This window comes from Streptococcus infantis, assembly GCF_047463655.1.
Lineage (GTDB): Bacteria > Bacillota > Bacilli > Lactobacillales > Streptococcaceae > Streptococcus > Streptococcus infantis_Z.
On record NZ_JASHDM010000005.1, the window covers coordinates 105562 to 129333 of the forward strand.

General features: G+C 41.3%; 22 protein-coding genes and 1 pseudogene. 19 read left to right on the forward strand and 4 right to left on the reverse strand.

Going from position 1 to position 23772, the window contains the following annotated elements; translation table 11 throughout:
- Positions 1-57: 57 nt before the first annotated feature.
- The 19 genes and pseudogenes from QM877_RS05820 (at position 58) to dtd (ending at position 21234) form a co-directional block, all read left to right on the forward strand.
- On the forward strand, positions 58-1245 hold the full coding sequence (locus QM877_RS05820) for a restriction endonuclease subunit S (RefSeq protein ID WP_414317830.1): 1188 nt from the start codon (positions 58-60) through the stop codon (positions 1243-1245).
- 15 nt (positions 1246-1260) lie between these two features.
- Positions 1261-2157, forward strand: a pseudogene (locus QM877_RS05825) (HAD family hydrolase); the annotation flags it as partial.
- A gap of 92 nt (positions 2158-2249) precedes the next feature.
- Entirely contained in the window at positions 2250-3005 is a 756-nt protein-coding gene (locus QM877_RS05830) for a hypothetical protein (RefSeq protein ID WP_414317831.1), read from the forward strand.
- Positions 3006-3051: 46 nt separating this feature from the next.
- Positions 3052-4653, forward strand: a complete 1602-nt coding sequence (locus QM877_RS05835) for a type I restriction-modification system subunit M (RefSeq protein ID WP_414317832.1) — start codon at positions 3052-3054, stop codon at positions 4651-4653.
- 81 nt (positions 4654-4734) lie between these two features.
- On the forward strand, positions 4735-5139 hold the full coding sequence (locus QM877_RS05840; protein WP_414317833.1) for a YbgA family protein: 405 nt from the start codon (positions 4735-4737) through the stop codon (positions 5137-5139).
- Entirely contained in the window at positions 5123-5488 is a 366-nt protein-coding gene (locus QM877_RS05845) for a TIGR02328 family protein (protein ID WP_414317834.1), read from the forward strand. Before QM877_RS05840 ends, QM877_RS05845 begins: the two co-directional genes overlap by 17 nt.
- Before the next feature lie 184 nt (positions 5489-5672).
- Complete coding sequence (locus QM877_RS05850; RefSeq protein ID WP_414317835.1) at positions 5673-5966, forward strand: helix-turn-helix domain-containing protein; 294 nt, start codon at positions 5673-5675, stop codon at positions 5964-5966.
- 352 nt (positions 5967-6318) lie between these two features.
- The gene (gene metE, locus QM877_RS05855; protein WP_414317836.1) at positions 6319-8568 is read left to right on the forward strand and encodes a 5-methyltetrahydropteroyltriglutamate--homocysteine S-methyltransferase; all 2250 of its coding nucleotides are present in this window, start codon (positions 6319-6321) and stop codon (positions 8566-8568) included.
- A gap of 62 nt (positions 8569-8630) precedes the next feature.
- Positions 8631-9497 carry a methylenetetrahydrofolate reductase [NAD(P)H] gene (gene metF, locus QM877_RS05860; RefSeq protein ID WP_414317837.1) on the forward strand — a complete coding sequence of 289 codons (867 nt, stop codon included), beginning with the start codon at positions 8631-8633 and terminating at the stop codon, positions 9495-9497.
- A gap of 337 nt (positions 9498-9834) precedes the next feature.
- A complete protein-coding gene (gene pnp / locus QM877_RS05865) occupies positions 9835-12057 on the forward strand; it encodes a polyribonucleotide nucleotidyltransferase (RefSeq protein ID WP_414317838.1) in 2223 nt (740 codons plus the stop codon).
- A gap of 14 nt (positions 12058-12071) precedes the next feature.
- Positions 12072-12689, forward strand: coding sequence for a serine O-acetyltransferase (gene cysE / locus QM877_RS05870; RefSeq protein ID WP_414317839.1), 618 nt, complete (start codon positions 12072-12074; stop codon positions 12687-12689).
- Positions 12690-12700: 11 nt separating this feature from the next.
- Entirely contained in the window at positions 12701-13567 is an 867-nt protein-coding gene (locus QM877_RS05875; RefSeq protein WP_414317840.1) for a GNAT family N-acetyltransferase, read from the forward strand.
- 3 nt (positions 13568-13570) lie between these two features.
- Positions 13571-14332 carry a nucleoside phosphorylase gene (locus tag QM877_RS05880; RefSeq protein ID WP_414317841.1) on the forward strand — a complete coding sequence of 254 codons (762 nt, stop codon included), beginning with the start codon at positions 13571-13573 and terminating at the stop codon, positions 14330-14332.
- A 228-nt stretch (positions 14333-14560) separates the two neighbouring features.
- A complete protein-coding gene (gene cysS, locus QM877_RS05885; protein WP_414317852.1) occupies positions 14561-15904 on the forward strand; it encodes a cysteine--tRNA ligase in 1344 nt (447 codons plus the stop codon).
- Positions 15897-16283, forward strand: a complete 387-nt coding sequence (locus tag QM877_RS05890) for a Mini-ribonuclease 3 (RefSeq protein ID WP_414317842.1) — start codon at positions 15897-15899, stop codon at positions 16281-16283. Before cysS ends, QM877_RS05890 begins: the two co-directional genes overlap by 8 nt.
- Before the next feature lie 2 nt (positions 16284-16285).
- The gene (locus QM877_RS05895; protein ID WP_414317843.1) at positions 16286-17155 is read left to right on the forward strand and encodes a helix-turn-helix domain-containing protein; all 870 of its coding nucleotides are present in this window, start codon (positions 16286-16288) and stop codon (positions 17153-17155) included.
- Between the two features lie 113 nt (positions 17156-17268).
- The gene (locus QM877_RS05900; protein ID WP_049504000.1) at positions 17269-18399 is read left to right on the forward strand and encodes an ABC transporter ATP-binding protein; all 1131 of its coding nucleotides are present in this window, start codon (positions 17269-17271) and stop codon (positions 18397-18399) included.
- 144 nt (positions 18400-18543) lie between these two features.
- Positions 18544-20760, forward strand: a complete 2217-nt coding sequence (locus tag QM877_RS05905; RefSeq protein ID WP_001123766.1) for a RelA/SpoT family protein — start codon at positions 18544-18546, stop codon at positions 20758-20760.
- A gap of 30 nt (positions 20761-20790) precedes the next feature.
- Positions 20791-21234, forward strand: coding sequence for a D-aminoacyl-tRNA deacylase (dtd, locus tag QM877_RS05910; protein WP_414317844.1), 444 nt, complete (start codon positions 20791-20793; stop codon positions 21232-21234).
- A 38-nt stretch (positions 21235-21272) separates the two neighbouring features.
- Here dtd and QM877_RS05915 read toward each other — a convergent pair whose 3' ends face one another.
- The 4 genes from QM877_RS05915 to QM877_RS05930 all read right to left on the reverse strand — a co-directional run bounded on the left by QM877_RS05915 (position 21273) and on the right by QM877_RS05930 (position 23727).
- On the reverse strand, positions 21273-21686 hold the full coding sequence (locus tag QM877_RS05915) for a hypothetical protein (RefSeq protein WP_414317845.1): 414 nt from the start codon (positions 21684-21686) through the stop codon (positions 21273-21275).
- A gap of 18 nt (positions 21687-21704) precedes the next feature.
- Entirely contained in the window at positions 21705-22118 is a 414-nt protein-coding gene (locus tag QM877_RS05920; protein ID WP_414317846.1) for a hypothetical protein, read from the reverse strand.
- 128 nt (positions 22119-22246) lie between these two features.
- On the reverse strand, positions 22247-22957 hold the full coding sequence (locus tag QM877_RS05925) for a nicotinamide mononucleotide transporter (protein ID WP_248035952.1): 711 nt from the start codon (positions 22955-22957) through the stop codon (positions 22247-22249).
- Between the two features lie 119 nt (positions 22958-23076).
- Positions 23077-23727, reverse strand: a complete 651-nt coding sequence (locus tag QM877_RS05930) for a metal-dependent transcriptional regulator (RefSeq protein ID WP_371560402.1) — start codon at positions 23725-23727, stop codon at positions 23077-23079.
- Positions 23728-23772 lie beyond the last annotated feature (45 nt).

Consider the following 23772-nt stretch of genomic DNA (forward strand, 5'->3'; position numbering starts at 1 on the left):
CTAAAATCTAATATAAATTAGCAAAGAACTATATAATTCAATTAAGAAGAAAGGGAAATGATGAAAAGCCAGAGAAAAAATATACCTTTGGTAAGAGTTAAAGGGTTTGAGGGAGCATGGGAACTATGTACTCTAGGAGAACATATTGAAGATTATGTTGAAAAAACTACAGTTCAAAACCAATACCCAGTTTTAACTTCTTCTCAAAATAAGGGTATTGTGAGACAGGAGGATTATTTTGCAAATAGGCAAGTTACTACAGATAGTAACATTGGTTATTTCGTGCTACCGAAGGGTTTTTTCACATATCGTTCTAGAAGTGATAATGGTGTGTTTAAATTCAATAGAAATGATCTTTTGGATAAAGGGATAATCAGTTATTTTTATCCGGTTTTTAGTATTGTAGAAGGTGATAGTGACTTTTATCTGAAACTTCTAAATACATCAATAACAAAGCAAGTTATGTTACAAGCTGAGGGTACTGGGCAAAAAGTACTATCATTAAGTAAATTTAAATCAATAAAGACATTAGTTCCATCTCTTCCTGAACAATCCGCAATCGGCTCTCTTTTCCGCACCCTCGACGATCTTCTATCTAGATACAAGGACAATCTCGCCAACTACCAATCTTTCAAGGCGACCATGCTCTCCAAGATGTTTCCAAAAGCTGGACATAAAGTCCCTGAGATTCGTTTGGAAGGATTTGAAGGTGAGTGGGAAGAAAAGCAATTGAGTAAACTTGTAAAAAGAGTTACTCAAAGTTCTGATTCTGATTCATTGCCAAAGGTTGAGTTTGAGGATATTATTTCTGGTCAAGGTCGGCTGAATAAAGATATTAGTAGCAAATTTGATAATCGTAAAGGTATACACTTTAAACCTGGATACACATTATATGGGAAATTACGTCCGTATTTAAATAATTGGCTTCTGCCGAAATTTGAGGGAGTAGCTTTAGGAGATTTTTGGGTATTTGATCCAAATGGAAATGATTCAAATTTCATTTATTATTTAGTTCAATCAAATCGCTATCAAAAGGTTGCTAATGACACATCTGGTACAAAAATGCCACGATCTGATTGGAAGTCGGTTTCATCTACTATTTTTGCAATTCCACAAACAGTTGCTGAACAACAAGCCATCGGCTCCTATTTCTCAAACCTCGATAACCTCATCAACTCACACCAAGAAAAAATTTCTCAGCTAGAAACACTGAAGAAGAAACTCTTGCAGGATATGTTTATATAAAAGGAGTGCAGTAAAATGTCAAAAGTAAAATCAGAAACTCTAAAGAAAGAAGAAAAACCTGTAGTAGCTATCTGCTATGATTTTGATAAAACGCTGTCTCCTGATGATATGCAAGCCCAAGGATTTATACAGAAGCTTGGGTATGAAATCAGTGAATTTTGGAAGAAATCCAATGGGTTTGCCAAGGATAATAATATGGACAAGAATCTTGCTTATATGTTTACGATGAAAACAGAATCTGCAGGAAAGGTTTTATTTACAAAGACAGAGTTAGCCAAGTTTGGTTCAGAGGTAGAACTATTCCCAGGAGTCGAAGACTGGTTCGAACGTATTCGAAAGTATGGAGAAGACAAAGGGGTTATTGTAGAGCATTATATCATTTCATCTGGTTTGAAAGAGATGATAGAGGGAACCTCAATTGCTAAGAATGGTGCTTTTAAGAAAATTTACGCAACTTCTTTTTATTGTGATGAAAATGGTGTTGCGGTCTGGCCTGCTCAAGTTGTTAACTATACAAATAAGACTCAATTTCTTTTTAGAATTACCAAAGGTATTTTAGATGTCAATGACGATGCAGTGAACGATTTTTTTGCTGAAAGTGATTTACGAGTTCCGTTTAGAAATATGATCTATTTAGGGGATAGTGATACAGATATTCCATGTATGAAGCTAGTCAAAACAAGAGGTGGCTACTCTATCGGTGTATTCAATCCAAAAACCAATGACAGAAAAAAAGTCCACAAAATGACTCGAGATAACCGTATTGATTATTTTGTTCCAGCTGACTACTCAGAAAATACAGAACTTGATAATTTAATCAAGACGATTATTAAAAAGACGGCTTATAATGAATTGTTAGAAAACAAGAAAAATGCTAATAAACTTGAAGCAAGCTTAAGAAAGCGAAAAAGAAATCCAAAACTAAGGTAATTGTTTGCTAAATTAAAAGAATACCGATTAAGATTTATCGATGCTAGTATATTTGTATACAAAAAGGAGTTACCATGGTATCTGTAACACAACGTATAAAAGAAATTAACCAACCTCGAGGTGGTTATCTACCTATCAAGTTATTTTCAGTAGAGCAGTTCGAAGATCACAGAGTTCTGCATTCTGTAGAGTCTGTATCTCCTAGTTTAGTGGGGATTTGTGTGGACTACTTGACCCGTCTTATGAAAGGGGCAGAAGCCCGTGATGCTTTCAGAATTTCTCTCAAGGGAGCTCAGATGGTTGGTATGGAAGACCTAGGAGAAGCACTTCTTGATTTGGTTACAGGATTGGATGACTTATCGATAGAAAGTGCTTGTCGTCTAGCATCCTTTGATGTCGTTTTTCGTGCAGGGAAACAGTATTATAAGCCTTTTGAGGAAATTATAGTAGATGCAGAAACGATAGAAAATATTTGTATCATGGTGGAGCGAAGCCTTTGCTTCTTCGATCTTTATGGACCGTTGGTAAAAGATGGCTTTAACTTTCTTGGAGGTTATACAAAAACGATTGACAAGGGTGATGGAGATTTTCTTACCAAGGATACACTGTGGGATTTTAAGGTGACTAAAACAACTCCAAATAAAGACCATACGCTACAAGTCCTTGTATACTATATCATGGGTTTACATTCCTATGATCCTGACTTCCTGTCTATCGAAAATCTTGGATTTTATAACCCTCGAAAAAATATCGTTTATCAACTTCCTGTTTCTGATATTCCTTTGGACTTGATTCAAACGGTAGAAAGAGAAGTGATTGGTTATTCCTAAATAATCACTTTTTGAAAAATATTTGTAAAACTTAGAAAGAAACATTATGGAAACAACACAAACTTCCCAGTCGCTCTACCAAGCCCTGTGGAACTCAGCGGATGTTCTCCGCTCTAAGATGGATGCCAATGACTACAAGTCCTATCTTTTAGGCATGGTCTTTTATAAGTATCTGTCAGACAAGATGCTCTTTTTCGTGGCGGAGACTATGGAAGAGGGTACAGATAGTCTTGAGGATGCACTTGTGGTCTATCGAAACTACTACGAGGATGCGGATACCCATGAGGATCTGGTCGCTGTCATGAATGACGAGCTCAACTATATTATCAAGCCAGACTTGACCTTTACGGCTCTGGTAGCACGTGTCAATGAGGGGACTTTCCAGCTGGAAGATCTAGCTCAGGGATTTCGTGATATTGAGCAGAGTGACGACCTCTATGAAAATCTCTTTGAAGATATCGACCTCTACTCTAAAAAGCTAGGTGCCACTCCGCAAAAACAAAACCAAACGGTAGCAGCAGTCATGAAAGAGTTGGTTGTGCTGGATGTGGCTGGTCATGCTGGCGATATGCTGGGGGATGCCTATGAGTATCTGATTGGTCAGTTTGCGACCGACTCGGGTAAGAAAGCTGGTGAGTTCTATACGCCTCAGCCTGTTGCCAAGCTTATGACTCAGATTGCCTTTTTGGGTCGTGAAGACCAAGAAGGCTTTACCATCTATGATGCGACTATGGGTTCTGGCTCTCTTTTGCTCAATGCCAAGAAATACTCTCATAAACCGCAGACAGTGGTCTACTTTGGTCAGGAGCTCAATACCTCAACCTATAACCTAGCTCGGATGAACATGATCCTACACGGTGTTCCGGTTGAGAATCAATTTCTACACAATGCGGATACACTGGATGAAGACTGGCCAACTCAAGAGCCGACCAACTTTGACGGTGTTCTCATGAACCCGCCATACTCTGCCAAGTGGTCAGCAAGCTCTGGATTCCTGAATGACCCTCGTTTCTCTCCTTTTGGGAAACTGGCACCTCAGTCCAAGGCTGACTTTGCCTTTCTTTTGCATGGATATTACCACCTCAAGCAGGATAATGGAGTCATGGCTATCGTCCTTCCTCACGGTGTTCTCTTCCGTGGAAATGCGGAGGGAACCATTCGTAAGGCATTGCTAGAAGAAGGAGCCATTGATACGGTTATCGGTCTACCAGCCAATATCTTCTTTAATACCAGCATTCCGACCACGATTATCATTCTCAAAAAGAACCGTACCAATCGTGATGTCTACTTTATCGATGCTTCTAAGGAGTTTGATAAAGGCAAAAACCAAAATATCATGACGGATGCCCATATCGAGAAGATTCTGGAAGCTTACAAGTCACGTGAGGAGATTGATAAGTTTGCCCATCTAGCAAGCTATGAAGAAATTGTCGAAAATGACTACAACCTTAATATCCCTCGCTATGTAGATACCTTTGAGGAAGAAGAAGTCGAGCCACTGACAGACATCGTCAGCAAGATTAACAAGAGAAATGAAGCAATCCAAAGCCAAACAGCTTCTCTGCTTGAAATGCTCAACCAACTCCACGGCACCACACCAGAAGCTGATGCTGAACTCAAAGAGTTTTTGAAAAACTTTAAAGGGTGATGGGCTTAATTGATTCGCTCATTTTAAAAATATAACTTTGTTTCCGTATTTCCTGGGAACTAGTAGAAAGTTAGGAGAAATATGGAAAATAACAACCAACGTGCTCTTTGTCAGCAACTCTGGGCGGAAAATAAATACCTTGTTTTGAGCCATTCCAGCAATATTTACAAGGATATTCGCCAGTATCTCAAGCAAGAAGTGGTGGAGGTGAGTCAGGTTCAAGAGATGATTGACCGTGCCTGCCAGATTTCAGAACACAGAGGTCAAGTTTGTAATGCCTTTCAGCATATTTGGGGCTATTTTAAAAAGCAAGCTAGCCTTGATGAGCGCAAAGACTATATGCTCCTGCTGGATCGCTACCGCTTTGGTCAAGCTTCCAAGCAAGACTTGATTGCTAGGACTAGGGATTTGCTTGAACGTTACCCAAATGCTTATCTGCAACAATCTACTTTGCTGAAAGGAGACTCCCATGAGACTTTGGCATGAAGCTTTGATTTCACAACTTCCTCGTCCGCAACTCTTGGGGCAACATCGAGAGTGCTGCGCCCTTCGTGGCAATGGCTGGGGCAGAAAGCATGCGACGGTTGATTATGTCTTTACCCACTCGCCCTATCGTCTCTATGCCTATCATCGCTTGATCATGGAGGAGATGGCAGACCGTGGCTACAATGTCAGTCCAGAGTGGCTGGATAAGAACTACCGTGGAAAGACCTGCCCTCCTTATGAAGACTTAGCAGAGGAAAAGCTGAAAAGTCCTATCTATAGCGAACATGACGCGACCTACTATGAGGAGTGTCTGGCTAATCTCCGAGAGAAGGGGATAGAGCTGGAGTAAGAGTATGGATTAGCTCCACTTTATAACTCTTTTCGTAATTTTTTCGAATAATAAAAATGAGACCTTTAGAACGATTCTAGGGTCTTCTTTTATAAGTATTTGGATTTACTTTTAATAACTTTTAAGTTATAATTTTAAAAAACCAAGCGTGAACTGAAGGACTTAAAAGAAAGAGGGTTAAGTGATGAAGAATAGTGCCATTGGGAGTAATTGGAAGGATGTCCGGTCTGAACCATTTACCAAGGAGGAAATCCTTGAAAGTGATATGCGAGTGGCTATTATGAGTGAGCTGATTGAGGCTAGGCATGAACAAGGAATTAGTCAGAAAAAGTTAGAAGAACTTAGTGGAGTAAGCCAGCCTGTCATAGCTAGGATGGAAACAGGAAAGACAAGTCCTCAGTTGGACACAGTCTTAAAAGTCCTAGCTAGTTTAGGAAAGACACTAGCAGTCGTCCCACTTGAACAGAGAAAGAGTTGATAGGGATGAAATTACTTGGTTGGCTAAAATCATCCACTGGATAATTTCACCTCCCGTCCGCACTTTTCAGGGAAATATCAGAATTACAAAAGAAAAATCAACCTATAGTCTTTTCTAATAGCAAGCCATAGTCAGCTTTCAATTCGTTGATATTTTGTTCTGAACCTAGCTATTTAAAAAGTCTATGAACCGTTGTTTTTTCAAAGGATTTGGGGAATCTTCTCCAAATCTTTTTTTGTACTTCAAATAGCGATATAGTTTCAAACTATATCAAAGCCTAATTTTTTACAATTATACAGATGATTTCTTTTCTGTTAAGATAGTTTCAACAACAATTTTTGGAGGACAAAACATGTCAACTACTATTATCGGATTCCCACGTTTGGGTGAATTCCGCGAATTAAAATTTACAACTGAAAAATACTTTAGAAAAGAAATCTCAGAAGAAGAACTCTTGGCTGCTGCGAAAGAATTGCGTGCAAAACACTGGAACATCGTCAAAGAAAAAGGCATCACTGAAATCCCATCAAATGACTTTTCTCACTATGACAACTTCCTTGATGCTGCTTTCCTTTTCAACGTAGTTCCTGCTTCAGTGCAAAACTTGGAATTGTCTGATCTTGAACGTTACTTTGCTTTGGGACGTGGTTACCAAGGAGAAAAAGGGGATGTTCGTGCCCTTCCAATGAAGAAATGGTTCAACACCAACTACCACTATATCGTTCCTAAATTTGAAAAAGACACTCAAGTAAAATTGGCTGGTCACAAGATCTTTGATGAGTTCCAAGAAGCAAAAGAGCTTGGACTTAACACTCGTCCTGTCCTTGTAGGTCCATTCACTTTCCTTCAATTGTCAGACTTTGAAGAAGGTGTGAAAGCAGAAGACTTCGTAGATAGCTTAGTAGCTGCTTACCAAGATGTTTTTGCGAAATTGGCTGAACTTGGTGCAACTCGTATCCAACTCGACGAAGCTGCTCTTGTCAAAGACTTGACAGAAGAAGAAAAAGCCCTCTTCTTGAACATCTACAACAAACTCTTGGCTGACAAAAAAGGTCTTGAAGTCTTGCTTCAAACATACTTCGGTGACGTTCGTGACGTTTACGCTGACCTTGTGAAATTGCCAGTAGATGCGATCGGTCTTGACTTCGTTGAAGGTAAGAAAACTCTTGAACTCGTTAAAGGTGGCTTCCCAGCTGACAAGACTCTCTATGCAGGTATTGTCAATGGTAAGAACATCTGGCGCAACAACTACGAAAAGAGCTTGGCTATTCTTGAGCAAATCCCAGCTGAAAACATTGTCTTGACAAGCTCATGTTCACTTCTTCATGTGCCATTTACAACTGCTAATGAAGAATTCGAACCAGCTATCTTGAACCACTTCGCATTTGCAGTTGAAAAATTGGATGAGATCCGTGACTTGGATGCTATCCGTAATGGTCAAGGAGCAGAAGCTCTTGCAGCAAACAAAGAACTCTTTGCGACTGAACGTGTTGGTGAAAATGCGGAACTTCGTGCACGTATCGCTGGATTGACTGACGCAGACTACACTCGTTTGCCAGCCTTTGCAGAACGTGAAGCAATCCAAGAAGAAGCTTTCAAACTTCCAGCTCTTCCAACAACAACAATCGGTTCATTCCCTCAAACTAAGGAAGTTCGTGCTAAACGTTTGGCCTTCCGTAAGGGTGAATTGTCACAAGAAGAATACGATGCCTTCCTTGCTGAAACGATCGACGAATGGATCAAATGGCAAGAAGAAGTTGGATTTGACGTGCTTGTACACGGTGAATTCGAGCGTAACGACATGGTTGAGTACTTCGGTCAAAACTTGTCAGGTTACCTCTTCTCTAAGAACGGTTGGGTGCAATCATACGGTATGCGTGGGGTTAAACCACCAATCATCTGGGGTGATGTGACTCGTCTCAACCCTATCACTGTGAAATGGTCTAGCTATGCACAAAGCCGTACTGACAAACCTGTTAAAGGTATGTTGACTGGACCTGTTACTATCCTTAACTGGTCATTCCCACGTGAAGACATCTCTATCAAGGATTCTACTCTTCAAATCGCTCTTGCTATCAAGGATGAAGTTCTCGACCTTGAAGCTGCAGGCGTGAAAATCATCCAAATCGACGAGGCTGCTCTACGTGAGAAATTGCCACTTCGTCGTAGCGACTGGTACGAAGACTACCTTGACTGGGCTATTCCAGCCTTCCGTTTGGTACACTCAACAGTAGCACCAGACACACAAATCCACACTCACATGTGTTACTCAGAATTTACAGATATCATCCCAGCTATCGACAACTTGGATGCAGACGTTATCTCATTTGAAGCTAGCCGTTCAAACCTTGAAATCTTGGACGAACTCAAAGCGAAAAACTTCCAAACAGAAGTTGGACCTGGGGTTTACGATATCCACTCACCTCGTGTACCAAATGAAGGCGAAATCGACCACACAATCGAAGCCATCCTTGCTAAAGTGCCAAGCAAGAAAGTTTGGATCAACCCTGACTGTGGTTTGAAAACACGTGGTATTCCAGAAACAAAAGAAAGCTTGATCCGCCTTGTTGAAGCTGCGAAAGCTGCGCGTGAGAAATTGTAAGAAAAGACATTTCTCCATACATGGTTGATCAGTAAGAAATCAACTAGAAAAGGTTCATAAATATGTCACGTCAAACACCGTCCCTCTCATTTGAAGTTTTCCCTCCAAACCCAGCAGTAGGCAATGACAAAATTATTGCAGCCCTGAAAGATATGCAGGACTTGGCCCCACACTTTATCAGTGTGACTGCCAGCAATAATAAATTTAATATCAAAGAGACGACGGTTCGTTTGGCAGACTATATCCAAAATGATTTGGCTATTCCGACAATCGCTCACTTGCCAGCTATCTATCTGACAAAGGATAAGGTGGCAGAGACTATTGCAGATTTGGATAAGGTTGGGGTTCAGAAAATCTTGGCTCTTCGTGGAGATATCATTCCTGATGTGGAGCCACAAAAGGATTTCCGTTACGCGACAGACTTGATTGAGTTTATCAAGGAGCAGGCGCCACATTTTGAAATTATTGGAGCTTGTTACCCAGAAGGGCACCCTGATTCGCCAAACCAAATCTCAGATATTCAAAATCTGAAAAGAAAAGTAGATGCAGGCTGTTCAAGTCTTGTCACTCAGCTTTTCTTTGACAATGAGCGTTTCTACGATTTCCAAGATAAATGTACCTTGGCTGGGATTGATGTTCCTATCCATGCTGGAATTATGCCAATCCTGAATCGTAACCAAGCGCTTCGTCTCTTGAAGACTTGTGAGAATATCCATCTCCCACGTAAGTTCAAGGCTATTTTGGACAAGTATGAGAATGACCCTGAGTCACTCAGAGCAGCAGGACTTGCCTATGCCGTAGACCAAATCGTGGACTTGGTAACGCAAGACGTAGCAGGTGTGCATCTCTACACCATGAACAATGCAGATACTGCTCAGTACATTCACCAAGCAACCCATGCCTTGTTTAATCACCAATCTTTAGGATAATAAAAAGCAAACCATTCTTCTTTTCATGGAGGAATGGTTCCTTTTTAATAGAAAAGCCAGCACTTTTTAAGAAAAATATGATAAAATAGACTCTGTACGTACTTGATACAAAGATGAGGGTATTAAATAATACAATGCATTCAAACTGCAAGGTTTAGCGACACGAGCGAGTCAAATCGATATTATTTGACGAGGGAGTTAGTAAAGCATTTAGCTAATCGCATGATAGCGATTAGCGTGAAAGGCTTAGATGCTTTAGCATCAATCCTTTCTAATGATTTGTATCTTGATCTTTGTAGGCAAGGCGTATAATATTATCAATCCAAAGGGGATTACAATGACAAAACAAGTGTTTCAAACGACTTTTGCGGGTCGTGAGTTGATCGTAGAGACTGGTCAGGTTGCTAAGCAAGCAAATGGCTCTGTTGTGGTGCGTTACGGTGAGTCAACTGTCTTGACTGCTGCCGTTATGTCTAAGAAGATGGCAACTGGAGATTTCTTCCCACTTCAAGTCAACTACGAAGAAAAAATGTATGCAGCTGGGAAGTTTCCTGGTGGCTTTATGAAACGTGAAGGACGTCCTTCAACAGATGCGACCTTGACAGCGCGTTTGATTGACCGTCCAATCCGTCCAATGTTTGCGGAAGGTTTCCGTAATGAAGTGCAAGTCATCAACACGGTTCTTTCTTATGATGAAAATGCATCTGCACCAATGGCGGCTATGTTTGGTTCATCATTAGCCTTGTCTATTTCAGATATTCCATTTGACGGACCAATAGCTGGGGTACAAGTAGGCTATGTTGATGGAGAAATTATCATCAACCCAAGTCAAGAACAAGCAGAGCAATCGCTTCTTGAATTGACAGTAGCTGGTACTAAGCACGCTATTAACATGGTAGAGTCTGGTGCCAAAGAATTGTCAGAAGAAATCATGTTGGAAGCTCTTCTCAAAGGACACGAAGCCGTTAAAGAATTGATTGCCTTCCAAGAAGAAATCGTTGCGGCAGTCGGTAAGGAAAAAGCAGAAGTAGAATTGCTTCATGTAGATGCTGACTTGCAGGCTGAAATTATCGCAGCTTACAACAGCGACCTTCAAAAAGCAGTCCAAGTAGAAGAAAAATTGGCGCGTGAAGCTGCAACTCAAGCAGTGAAAGACCAAGTCACAGCAGTTTATGAAGAAAAATATGCAGACCACGAAGAATTTGACCGTATCATGCGTGATGTGGCTGAAATCTTGGAACAAATGGAACACGCAGAAGTGCGCCGTTTGATCACTGAAGACAAGGTTCGTCCTGACGGCCGTAAGGTCGATGAAATCCGTCCTTTGGATGCGGTTGTTGACTTCCTTCCTCGCGTACATGGTTCAGGTCTCTTTACTCGTGGACAAACTCAGGCTCTTTCTATCTTGACTTTGGCGCCAATGGGTGAAACGCAAATCATCGATGGTTTGGATCCAGAGTATAAGAAACGCTTTATGCACCACTATAACTTCCCACAATACTCTGTTGGTGAAACTGGACGTTACGGTGCTCCAGGTCGTCGTGAAATTGGTCATGGTGCTCTTGGTGAGCGTGCTCTTGCTCAAGTATTGCCAAGCTTGGAAGAATTCCCATACGCGATTCGTTTGGTAGCAGAAGTCTTGGAATCAAACGGTTCTTCATCTCAAGCATCTATCTGTGCGGGAACACTTGCCCTTATGGCTGGTGGTGTACCAATCAAGGCGCCAGTAGCAGGGATTGCTATGGGTCTCATCTCAGATGGAAACAACTACACAGTATTGACAGATATCCAAGGTTTGGAAGACCACTTTGGAGACATGGACTTTAAGGTTGCAGGTACTCGTGACGGGATTACAGCCCTTCAAATGGATATCAAGATCCAAGGGATTACTGCAGAAATCTTGACTGAAGCTCTTGCCCAAGCCAAGAAAGCTCGTTTTGAAATCCTTGACGTGATTGAAGCAACGATTCCAGAAGTTCGTCCAGAATTGGCTCCAACTGCTCCGAAAATTGATACTATCAAGATTGATGTTGATAAGATTAAGATTGTTATCGGTAAAGGTGGAGAAACGATTGATAAGATCATCGCTGAAACAGGCGTTAAGATTGATATCGACGAAGAAGGTAACGTATCTATCTACTCTAGTGACCAAGCTGCTATTAACCGCGCTAAAGAAATCATTGCTGGTTTGGTTCGTGAAGCGAAAGTGGATGAAGTCTACCATGCCAAAGTTGTGCGTATCGAGAAATTCGGTGCCTTTGTCAACCTCTTTGACAAGACAGACGCCCTCGTTCATATCTCTGAAATGGCTTGGACTCGCACTAACCGTGTTGAAGACTTGGTAGCCATTGGCGATGAAGTGGATGTTAAGATTATTAAGATCGATGAAAAAGGCCGTGTAGATGCTTCTATGAAGGCACTCTTGCCACGTCCACCGAAACCTGAACGTTCAGAAGAAAAAGGGGATAAAGGTCATCGCCATGGCGATCGTCCTCGTCACCATCACAAGGACCACAAACCTAAGAAAGAAACTACAGAAACACCAAAAGACTCAGAATAAGAAAGGAGAAATGTATGGGATGGTGGCGTGAAACCATTGATATCGTAAAAGAAAATGATCCAGCAGCTCGCTCAACCTTGGAAGTCTTGCTGACCTATCCTGGTGTCAAGGCCTTAGCTGCCCACCGTCTCTCTCATTTTCTCTGGAACCACGGTTTTAAGCTCTTAGCTCGTATGCATAGCCAGTTTTGGCGTTTTTGGACGCAGATAGAGATTCACCCTGGTGCTCAGATTGATTCAGGTGTCTTTATTGACCATGGAGCAGGACTAGTGATTGGGGAGACAGCTATCGTTGAAAAAGGTGTTCTTCTCTACCATGGGGTTACTCTTGGTGGGACTGGGAAGGATTGTGGCAAACGCCATCCGACCATTCGTAAAGGTGTTCTCATCTCTGCTCATGCCCAAGTCATTGGACCCGTTGAAATCGGTGAAAATGCCAAGGTCGGTGCTGCAGCGGTTGTTGTGGCAGATGTGCCGAGTGATGTAACTGTGGTTGGTATTCCAGCCAAGATTGTGCGCGTTCATGGTCAAAAAGATGAACCAACCATTCATGAGGTTGAAGCAAAGAGAGAATATTACCTCGATAAGCTAGAGCATGCTAAGGAAGCTAGTCACAGTTCGTCTGGGCTGTAGAGGATACCTATATGATTCAAGCAAGAAATAAGTTAAGCCAAGAGGAGTTATCTGAGGCGAAAAAACTAATTAACCGTTGCCAAAACTATGACGGTTCCTATCGTTATCCCTATCTCTCTAATATGCTTAATTTTGACCCAAACATGCCCGCATTTTTCCTTTTTTACGAAAAAGGCGAACTTGTTGGTTTGTTAACTGTCTATGCTGATGACCAAGATGTGGAAGTGACGATACTGGTTCATCCCAATCATCGCCGTCAGGGAATTGCACGTGCTTTGTTTACTAGCTTTGTGAAAGAAACGGCTTCTTTCCCTATTCGTTCAGTGACTTTTCAGACAGAACGTATTTTTCTAGAGCGTCATCCAGATTTTGTCAGCAACTGGGGACTGGTAGAGGATGAAGAGACAGAAACCTGGTTAGGTAAGGATAGAAGACCATACCCGTTAGCAAAGCTTTCCAATCTTGAAGTTTTGTTAGCAGATAGCTCGTATCAGGAGCAAATTAGTCAGTTAAAATTTCAGGCATTTTCAGAGGAACATGAATCTAGAGAAGTTGTGGATAGATATGTTGCTAAAGCTCTGAAGGATCCAGAAAGTCGTCTATATATTTTACTAAAGAATAATCAGGTTATTGGGACTTGCACGGTTGATCTATCGAGTAATACGAATTATTTCTATGGTTTAGCAATATCTGAACTTGAACGTGGAAAAGGTTATGGAAGCTATTTAGCAAAATCCCTCGTCAACCAACTGATTGAGCAAAATGATAAGGAATTTCAGATTGCAGTAGAGGACAGCAACGTAGGTGCCAAACGCTTATATGAAAAGATTGGCTTTGTCAAACAAACCCAAGTGGTTTATCTGAATGCGAAAGAGTAATACATGCTATTAGAAGAATTTGAAAATGTACCTGCTGTTATCGAGCCAACTGATCGAAGCCTCCTTAGTGGTGGAGAAGTTTGTGATACCATAATCTTGTCTTTTAATGGAGAAATCCTTGGACGAGTAAAGCAGATAGATGGTGTCTACGAAGGTGGCTATCTTACCAATCTAAATGGCAAACTGCCATGGTATATCTATGAAAAAGATGGGAGTAAGGTAGCAGTTGCTATGGCTACGATTGGTGCTCCAATGGTTGTTGGACTCTTAGAAGAACTCAAAGCAAGAGGATTTAAGAACTTTATTGTTTTGGGATCTTGCGGAGTTTTGGACCGGTCTATTCAAGCAGATAAGATTATCCTACCAAGCTCGGCTTTACGTGATGAAGGTACTAGTTATCACTATGCTCCAGCAAGTGATGAGATAGCTTATGACCAATCTCTACTCTTAACTATGGAAAAAGCCTTGGATAAAGCTGGTATTGAGCATATTCGAACAAAGTCTTGGACCACAGATGCCTTCTATCGTGAGACAGCTGCTAAAGTTAAACGAAGACTAGCAGCAGGAGCTAGAGTTGTAGATATGGAAGCTTCAGCTATCATGGCCTGGGCCCAATATCGACAAGCCAATGTCTATCAATTTTTCTACACAGCTGACTATGTTGATCATCACAATCATGAATGGGATGCTAGACGCGAGGATAGAAAAGCGGATGCTATGACTTTCTTTGAGATAGCCCTAGTTATTGCTCAAGAGTTAGTTTAGACTAGTCTTTACGATAAATTTGAAACAAGAAAGGAAGGGAGCCTAACGGAAAACATAGAAATAAAACTTCCGTAGCGACTCCCTTCATCTTTTTACTTCATTCTTCTTTTATGTTTAGAAAGGAGCAAGGAAATCCGATTTGTGACAGGCAATCGGACTAAAATTTCGTTGAACAGTTAGTTATGAAAATATCTGTTTATGAATTTTAGCTTTCCTGACTATTATTTTATGATTAAAATCTATGACACCATGTCTCGTGATTTGCGAGAATTTGTCCCAATCGAGGACGGCAAGGTTAAGATGTATGTCTGTGGGCCGACAGTTTATAACTATATCCACGTGGGGAATGCCCGCTCAACAGTAGCCTTCGATACCATTCGTCGCTACTTTGAGTACCGTGGTTATGAGGTTGCCTACATTTCCAACTTTACCGATGTAGATGACAAGATTATCAACCGTGCCAAGGAAGAAGGCATCACACCTCAGGAAGTAGCGGACAAGTATATCGCTGCCTTTCGTGAAGATGTGACGGCTTTGGGTGTTAAACCTGCGACTCGTCATCCACGTGTTGTAGAGTTTATGGCTGATATCATCCGCTTTGTAGAAGACTTGATTGAAAAGGGCTATGCTTATGAGAGTCAAGGAGATGTCTATTTTCGTGTAGAAAAATCTCATAACTATGCTAAGTTGGCCAATAAAACCTTGGAAGATTTGGAGCTAGGAGCTTCAGGTCGTACAGATGAGGAAACAGCTCGTAAAGAAAATCCTGTGGACTTTGCTCTCTGGAAAGCTGCCAAACCAGGTGAGATTTCTTGGGACAGTCCTTGGGGACCTGGTCGTCCAGGCTGGCATATCGAGTGTTCTGTTATGTCGACTGAAATTTTGGGTGATACCATCGATATCCACGGTGGTGGAGCTGACCTTGAGTTTCCACACCACACCAACGAAATTGCCCAGTCAGAAGCTAAAACAGGCAAGACCTTCGCTAACTACTGGATGCACAATGGTTTTGTCAATATCGACAATGTCAAGATGTCTAAGTCCTTGGGTAATTTTATCACTGTACACGATGCCCTCGAAACGATTGATGGGCAAGTATTGCGATTCTTCTTTGCCACTCAGCACTACCGTAAGCCTATCAATTTTACGGAAAAAGCAGTGCGTGATGCGGAGACTAATCTCAAGTATTTGAAGAACACCTATGAACAACCATTTACTGGAACTGTAGATGCTCAAGAGTTACAGGCATTTAAAGATAAGTTTGTAGCGGCCATGGATGAGGATTTCAATACAGCTAACGGAATCACAGTTGTCTTTGAAATGGCCAAATGGATCAACTCAGGCAACTATGATGCAACCGTTAAGGAAGCTCTTGCGGCCATGTTAGAAGTCTTTGGAGTAGTCTTTGTTGAGGAAGTTTTGGATGAAGAGATTGAAGCCTTGATTCAAAAACGCCAAGAAGCGCGTGTCAATCGTGACTTTGCGACAGCTGACCAAATCCGTGACCAACTAGCTGCACAAGGGATTAAGCTACTTGACACCAAGGATGGAGTGAGGTGGACACGTGATTGATGTCAATCTCATTAACGGGATTGCTCTAGCTTTTGAAGGAGATGCAGTTTATTCTATGTATATCCGTCGCCATCTCATTCTCAAAGGCATGACCAAGCCCAATAAACTTCACCAAGAGGCAACCAAGTATGTGTCGGCCAAGGCTCAGGCACATTTGATTTCCCTCATGCTGGAAGAAGAAGTCCTAACGGAAAAAGAAGCAGAAATCTATAAACGGGGTCGCAATACCAACAGCCATACCAAGGCTAAGAATGCGGATGTGGTAACCTACCGTATGTCCACGGGTTTTGAAGCGGTCATGGGCTATCTTCATATGACTGAAAATGTGGAACGCCTCGAAACCTTGATTTCTTGGTGCATCCAAAAAGTGGAGGGCTAGGAATGATTGCAAAAGAACTACTGGATTGGTTTCCTGATGGTAAAATCTTAGATCAGCCAGTTGATAAAGAGGGTTATCTAAGTCTACCTCTGTCAAATTATCAGTGGCTTTTGCTTGAGGAAGCTAGTCTTAGCGAGCGTGAAAAACAACTGATGGCTCTCTTAACCAAACAGGAGCAAACCATTTCCCTCAATCCCTGGTATAGTTATCTCATTGAAGGCAAAGGACAGGCACCGCAAAACTTTAAAAAATTGCAGCTTGTCTATTGTCACCTATCTTATTTTCAACAGGAGAATTTAACGTCTTGGTTAGAGATGATGAAAACCCTCTTTCCAAATTGTCAAACAGTTCTTCAGGTTGGAGCGCAGGATTACATTTTTGTTCTCCAACAGGATAAGTACACATCCGTTCGCTCAATCCTGACAGATACCTTGGAAGCTGTAGAATATGACTTTGGAGTACGTTTATCCATCATGTTAGGTCAGGTCTGGTCTCAAACAGGAAATCAGAGTTTGACAGATCTCATCAAAGCAGAACGTGACTTGTTTAAAAACTGGTGGCGTCAAGGTCATCAAGGATTCCATACTTTTTCTCAACTCTATCTGTGGAGTATGGGTGAAAGAATCGTGGATCTCCGAGTTGTCAAGGAATATCTGCATCAGATGATTGTGGACCAGGATCAGATTCAGGAAATCATCCTTTCACTGTGGGAAAACAGTGCAGTCCTGACTAAAACAGCACAGCAGCTCTATCTGCACCGCAATTCTCTCCAATATAAGATTGATAAGTGGGAAGAACTGACAGGACTGCAGTTGAAAGAATTGACAGATTTAACCTTGTGTTATCAGTTGATTTTACCAGATATAATCTAAAGTTTTGTGCAAGTTGCACAGAACTTTTTTATTTTTTTGGTCACCTTGCCATAGAAATGTAAAGCGTTTTCATCTATAATAAAACTATCAAATGACAAAAGGAGTTCACCGAAATGGTAGAATTAAATCTTAAAAATATTTACAAAAAATATCCAAATAGCGAACACTATTCAGTTGAAGATTTCAACTTGAACATCAAAGACAAAGAATTTATCGTTTTCGTAGGACCTTCAGGATGTGGTAAATCAACTACTCTTCGTATGATTGCAGGTCTCGAAGACATCACAGAAGGTACTGCATCTATCGATGGCGTGGTTGTCAACGACGTAGCTCCAAAAGACCGTGACATTGCCATGGTATTCCAAAACTACGCTCTTTACCCACACATGACTGTATACGATAACATGGCCTTCGGTTTGAAATTGCGTAAATATAGCAAAGAAGACATTGACAAACGTGTACAAGAAGCAGCAGAAATTCTTGGTTTGAAAGAATTCTTGGATCGTAAACCAGCTGACCTTTCAGGTGGTCAACGTCAACGTGTTGCCATGGGGCGTGCGATTGTCCGTGATGCTAAAGTATTCTTGATGGACGAACCTTTGTCAAACTTGGATGCTAAACTTCGTGTATCAATGCGTGCTGAAATCGCTAAAATCCACCGTCGTATCGGAGCTACAACTATCTACGTAACTCACGACCAAACAGAAGCGATGACACTTGCAGACCGTATCGTTATCATGTCAGCAACTAAAAACCCTGCTGGTACAGGTACTATCGGACGTGTTGAACAAATCGGTACTCCTCAAGAAGTTTACAAAAACCCAGTGAACAAATTCGTAGCAGGATTTATCGGAAGCCCAGCTATGAACTTCATCAATGTTAAATTGAACGGTGACCGCATTGTTGCTGACGGATTTACTTTGAAAGTTCCAGAAGGTGCTTTGAAAGTTCTTCGTGAAAAAGGCTACGAAGGAAAAGAATTGATCTTCGGTATCCGTCCAGAAGACGTAAATGCAGAACCTGCTTTCCTTGAAACATTCCCAGAATCAGTTGTGAAAGCAACAATCTCTGTATCAGAATTGCTTGGTTCAGAATCTCACCTATACTGCCAAGTTGGTAAAGATGAATTCGTTGCAAAAGTTGACGCTCGTGACTACTTGCAAGCAGGTGCAACAGTTGAACTTGGATTTGACTTGAACAAAGCACACTTCTTCGACGTAGAAACTGAAAGAACAGTTTACTAAGATAGATTTTAAATGTGTTAGCACTGCTAGAGTTTTCTAGTAGTGCTTTTTTGCTAAGATAAGCAAACTCTTACAGAATGGGCTTTACTAGTTTTCATATCCTCAAAAAAGTGTTAAAATGGTAGGAAGAATTGGAGAGTATGCATGCCGAAAGAAGTAATTTATTCAGGCGATGAAGTTGTCGCTTTAACGCAAAAATATTTATCGAAAGAAGATGTGGCTTTTGTACACAAGGCCTTGGTTTATGCTGTAGAATGTCATAGTGGCCAGTATCGTAAATCAGGCGAGCCTTATATTATCCACCCTATTCAGGTAGCAGGAATCTTAGCTAAACTCAAGCTAGATGCTGTCACTGTTGCCTGTGGTTTTTTGCATGACGTGGTAGAAGACACAGATGCTACTTTAGATGACTTAGAACGCGAATTTGGTCACGATGTTCGAGTGATTGTAGATGGTGTTACCAAGCTTGGTAAGGTTGAGTATAAGTCTATCGAGGAGCAGCTGGCTGAGAATCATCGCAAGATGCTCATGGCTATGTCAGAGGATATCCGTGTTATCTTGGTCAAACTCTCTGACCGCCTACACAATATGCGCACCCTCAAGCATCTTCGTAAGGACAAGCAGGAGCGTATTTCCAGAGAAACCATGGAAATATATGCACCGCTTGCTCACCGTTTGGGGATTTCAAGTGTGAAGTGGGAACTGGAAGATCTCTCTTTCCGCTATCTCAATCCAACTGAATTTTACAAGATTAGTCACATGATGAAGGAAAAACGTCAAGAGCGTGAAGCCTTGGTCGATGAAGTTGTGACGAAACTTGAGGAATACTCATCTGAGCGCCATCTTACAGGAAAAATCTACGGTCGTCCAAAGCATATCTACTCTATCTATCGTAAGATGCAGGATAAGAAAAAACGCTTTGAAGAGATCTACGACCTGATTGCTATTCGTTGTATCCTAGACACTCAGAGTGATGTCTATGCGATGTTGGGCTACGTTCATGAGCTTTGGAAACCGATGCCGGGACGTTTTAAAGACTATATTGCCAATCGTAAGGCCAATGGTTACCAATCAATCCATACGACTGTTTACGGACCAAAAGGACCTATCGAGTTCCAGATTCGTACTAAGGAGATGCACGAGGTTGCTGAGTACGGGGTTGCGGCTCACTGGGCTTACAAAAAAGGAATCAAGGGTCAGGTTAATAGCAAGGAATCTGCTATTGGAATGAATTGGATCAAGGAGATGATGGAGCTCCAAGATCAAGCAGATGATGCCAAAGAATTTGTGGATACTGTCAAAGAAAACTATCTGGCTGAGGAGATTTATGTCTTTACTCCAGATGGGGCGGTTCGTTCACTTCCAAAGGATTCTGGACCGATTGACTTTGCATATGAGATTCACACAAAAATCGGTGAGAAAGCAACAGGTGCCAAGGTTAATGGTCGTATGGTTCCCTTGACGACTAAGCTTAAAACGGGTGATCAGGTTGAAATCATCACCAATCCAAATTCATTTGGACCAAGTCGTGACTGGCTTAATATGGTCAAGACCAGCAAGGCTCGTAACAAAATTCGTCAGTTCTTTAAAAACCAAGACAAAGAATTGTCCATCAATAAAGGCCGTGAATTGCTGATTAGTCAGCTCCAAGAAAACGGCTATGTGGCCAATAAATTTATGGACAAACGCCACATGGATGAAGTCCTTCAAAAAACCAGCTACAAGACAGAAGAAGCGCTATTTGCGGCGATTGGTTTTGGAGAAATCGGAGCCATCACTGTCTTTAACCGTTTGACGGAGAAGGAACGTCGCGAAGAAGAGCGTGCCAAGGCTAAGGCAGAGGCTGAAGAATTGGTCAAGGGTGGCGAAGTCAAGGTGGAGAACAAGGACACGCTTAAGGTTAAGCATGAGGGTGGAGTAGTCATCCAAGGTGCTTCTGGGCTCTTGATCCGGATTGCCAAATGTTGTAACCCTGTTCCAGGTGATGATATCGTCGGCTATATTACCAAAGGACGCGGAGTTGCCATCCACCGTGTAGACTGTATGAACCTTCGTTCACAGGAAAACTACGAACAACGCCTACTCGATGTTGAATGGGAAGACCAATTCTCAAGCAAGGAATATATGGCGCATATTGACATCTACGGACTCAACCGTTCTGGTCTATTGAATGATATCTTGCAAGTCTTATCAAATACGACTAAGAATATCTCAACAGTTAATGCCCAACCAACCAAGGATATGAAATTTGCTAATATCCATGTTTCCTTTGGAATTTCAAACCTTTCAATGCTGACCACCGTAGTTGATAAGATTAAGAGTGTACCAGAAGTTTACTCAGTCAAACGGACCAATGGTTAAGTTGGCTTGATATCATCAGAAAGGATTGCTATGAGAATTATCGTTCAGCGTGTCAAGAAAGCTCAAGTTTCTATTGAGGGTCAAGTATATGGGAAAATCCAGCAGGGGCTCTTACTCTTAGTAGGTGTTGGACCTGAGGATCAAAAAGAAGATTTGGAGTATGCAGTCAGAAAGCTTGTCAATATGCGAATTTTCTCAGATACTGAAGGTAAGATGAACTTATCTGTTAAGGATATCCAAGGCCAAGTCCTCTCCATCTCTCAGTTTACTCTGTTTGCAGATACCAAAAAGGGAAATCGTCCAGCCTTTACAGGCGCTGCTAAACCGGATATGGCGGAAGCTTTCTATCAAGAATTTAACCAAGAACTAGCCAAGGAAGTTCCTGTTGAGAAAGGAGTCTTTGGAGCAGATATGCAGGTGGAACTGGTCAATGATGGCCCAGTAACCATCATCCTTGACACCAAAAATAGATAAGAAAAACCAAGCCCAGTCAGCTTGGTTTTTCTTATCTATCACAAAATATTCCAAAATGAAATCGGTTCTTGATAGGCTTGGGGGAAGTCTCTTTTCAGGCTTTGGCAGATGCGATAGGAAGGGATGAAATATCCTAGGATGAGGAGACTTCCCTGAAGGAAAAGTGGGATACCACTTAAAAACAGCAAGGAGAGAATTATCAGGTTATCCCATAGGAGGGTTTGTAAGGCAAAAGGCCAGAATCTCGGTCTAATCTGGGAATAGAGTTGACTAAAGTGGTCACAAAGTTGGTTGGAAAGATAGATCAACAGTACAGGATGAAAGAAAATGAGCCAACCACTGTAAATCAAAATCCAATCCCAAGTGAGCCCCTCTTTAAATGTCAAAAATGCCAGCATGATTCCATCGATGATGAGGAGTTGAATGGTTTTGATGTAGATGATTTTTTTCATGATAAAACCTCTTCTTCCTTAGAGACACTCCCACAAAGAGATATGTTTGTCATAAAAGTCTGGATAGTTTTCTCTTAGGTGGCTAGCCGTTATATAATAAAAAGTAGAATGACAGGAAGTAAAGACTGGAGTAAGAGAGTAAAAATGTTGAGGGCCAGTGATGGCTAAAAAGACAAATAATAGTAGGTCAGCGGAGAGAATCTCTAAGTAGTAAAGGCGAATTTTTTTGTTCATCTGAGAATCAATCTCAGAGAAATGTTTTTTGAGTCGATTGACCAAGCGAAATAGCAGTAGTCCTTGAGCAAGGATGAAAATGAAGCAAAAAATCAGGCCTCTCTCCAAAGAAAGTTCGTATCGGGGTCTGAAAGTTACCAACAGTAGCAAATCGCTGACTACGATGGCTGCAAAATGGATTCTAAAGAGTTTTTTCATGACAAGACCTCCCTCTTTTATCTAGCTTCATTCTACTCCAAAAGAATGGGAGTTACAAGTAAAATGATAAAAAATTTTAGTAAGGAGATTCTATTAATTCGGCTTGCTTTCTTTATTTGAGTTTCCTTCTATTTTTCCACTTCTTCATCATTCCAGACAAATAAAGCTCCGATTGCATTGAGGATATAAAAGATGTATTTTCCGATATTGGCAAAGTTTCCTTGAATGCCAGCCTTTGTCAGCTGAACGAAATTGTAAATCAACCAAAATCCCCACTGAGTTGTCAGTTTCAATGCATTCAAAGCATTGGCAATGAGGGAGAGTGCAAAGGAAATAGTTGTTACGTAGGCAAGGAGATTCATCTTTCCTCCATAGCCGATATAGTTGGTCATAAATGCAAAGAGGAAGGCGATGATTGAAATGATGATGGCAGCTAATTTTATCTGTTTTTGGCTCATTTGGTTGGGTCTGCCTTCTTGCGAAGCTTCCCATTTCTTAATAGCAAAGGTATAAATGAGGAAGGTGACAGGATAGGTGATAATGGCCGCCTTATTTCCAAGGATATAGTCAATGGTGCCGGACAAAATCGTATTGACAATGCCAAAGTAATTTCCCCATTTGCTTAATTTTCCCGTGAAACGAGTGGACAACATGGAAATCCCAACGTTGGTTACGGAAATCAATCCAAAGGGCACAAGGGCAGTCCATGGGCCCCAGTCTACGAATTTATCGAGACGGGAGTTGAGGTAACCAGATGCGATCGCAATTCCAACGACCAGAGCAACACCAAAGAGGTCAAACCATTTGGATGTCGCAAAAATTTTTAGTGATTTTTTCATAGGTTAAAATATCTTTCTTTTTTTTTACAAACATTCTACAACAAAATGAGAGTAACATCAAATGCTAGAAATAAAACCCTGAAAATCAAGCTTTCAGGGTTGGTAGGGGACTTGAGAAATTAGTTCATTTTTTCAACATAGAGTTGTTTGGCAATTTCTAGGCTGACTTGGAGTTCTTCATTCTTGTGACTCAGAGTGAAGGTATTAGAGAAGCCATCAAACTGCTTGACTTGGAGTTGGTCTCCAATATGGATGCTGTGTTTTTCCAAATATTGGAGAAGTTCAAAACTATCGTGAACCCGAGTTAGTAGATAGGTTCCTGCTTCTTTGATATCCGAGAGAGGAAGGTTATTAATCTCAACTAAAAGCTCTCCCTTGGCAGGAATGGTTCCTCCATGGGGACAGGTTTTTGGAAAGCCTAACATTTTGTCTAATCTCTCGACAAAAAAGTCTGAAACCGTATGTTCTAATACCTCAGCTTCGTCATGAATCTGGTTACTGGTATAGTCCAGATGGTGAACCAGAAAAACTTCAATGAGTCGGTGCTTTCGGTAAAGGTCAGATACAAGTTTTAAACCAATATCCGTTAGTAAGTAGCCCTTTTTCTGATCTTTTAGGATAAGATTTTCGGATTGCATGCGCTTGATCATCTCTGTTACCGCAGGAGGAGATACCTGCATTCGAGCAGCGATTTCCTTATTGGTAATCTTAGGAAGTTCCATGCCAATCTCATAAATACATTTTAAGTAATCTTCTTTATTTGGTGTCATTCGCATTTCCTTGTTTATTATCTCCATCTAGTATACCAAAAAAAG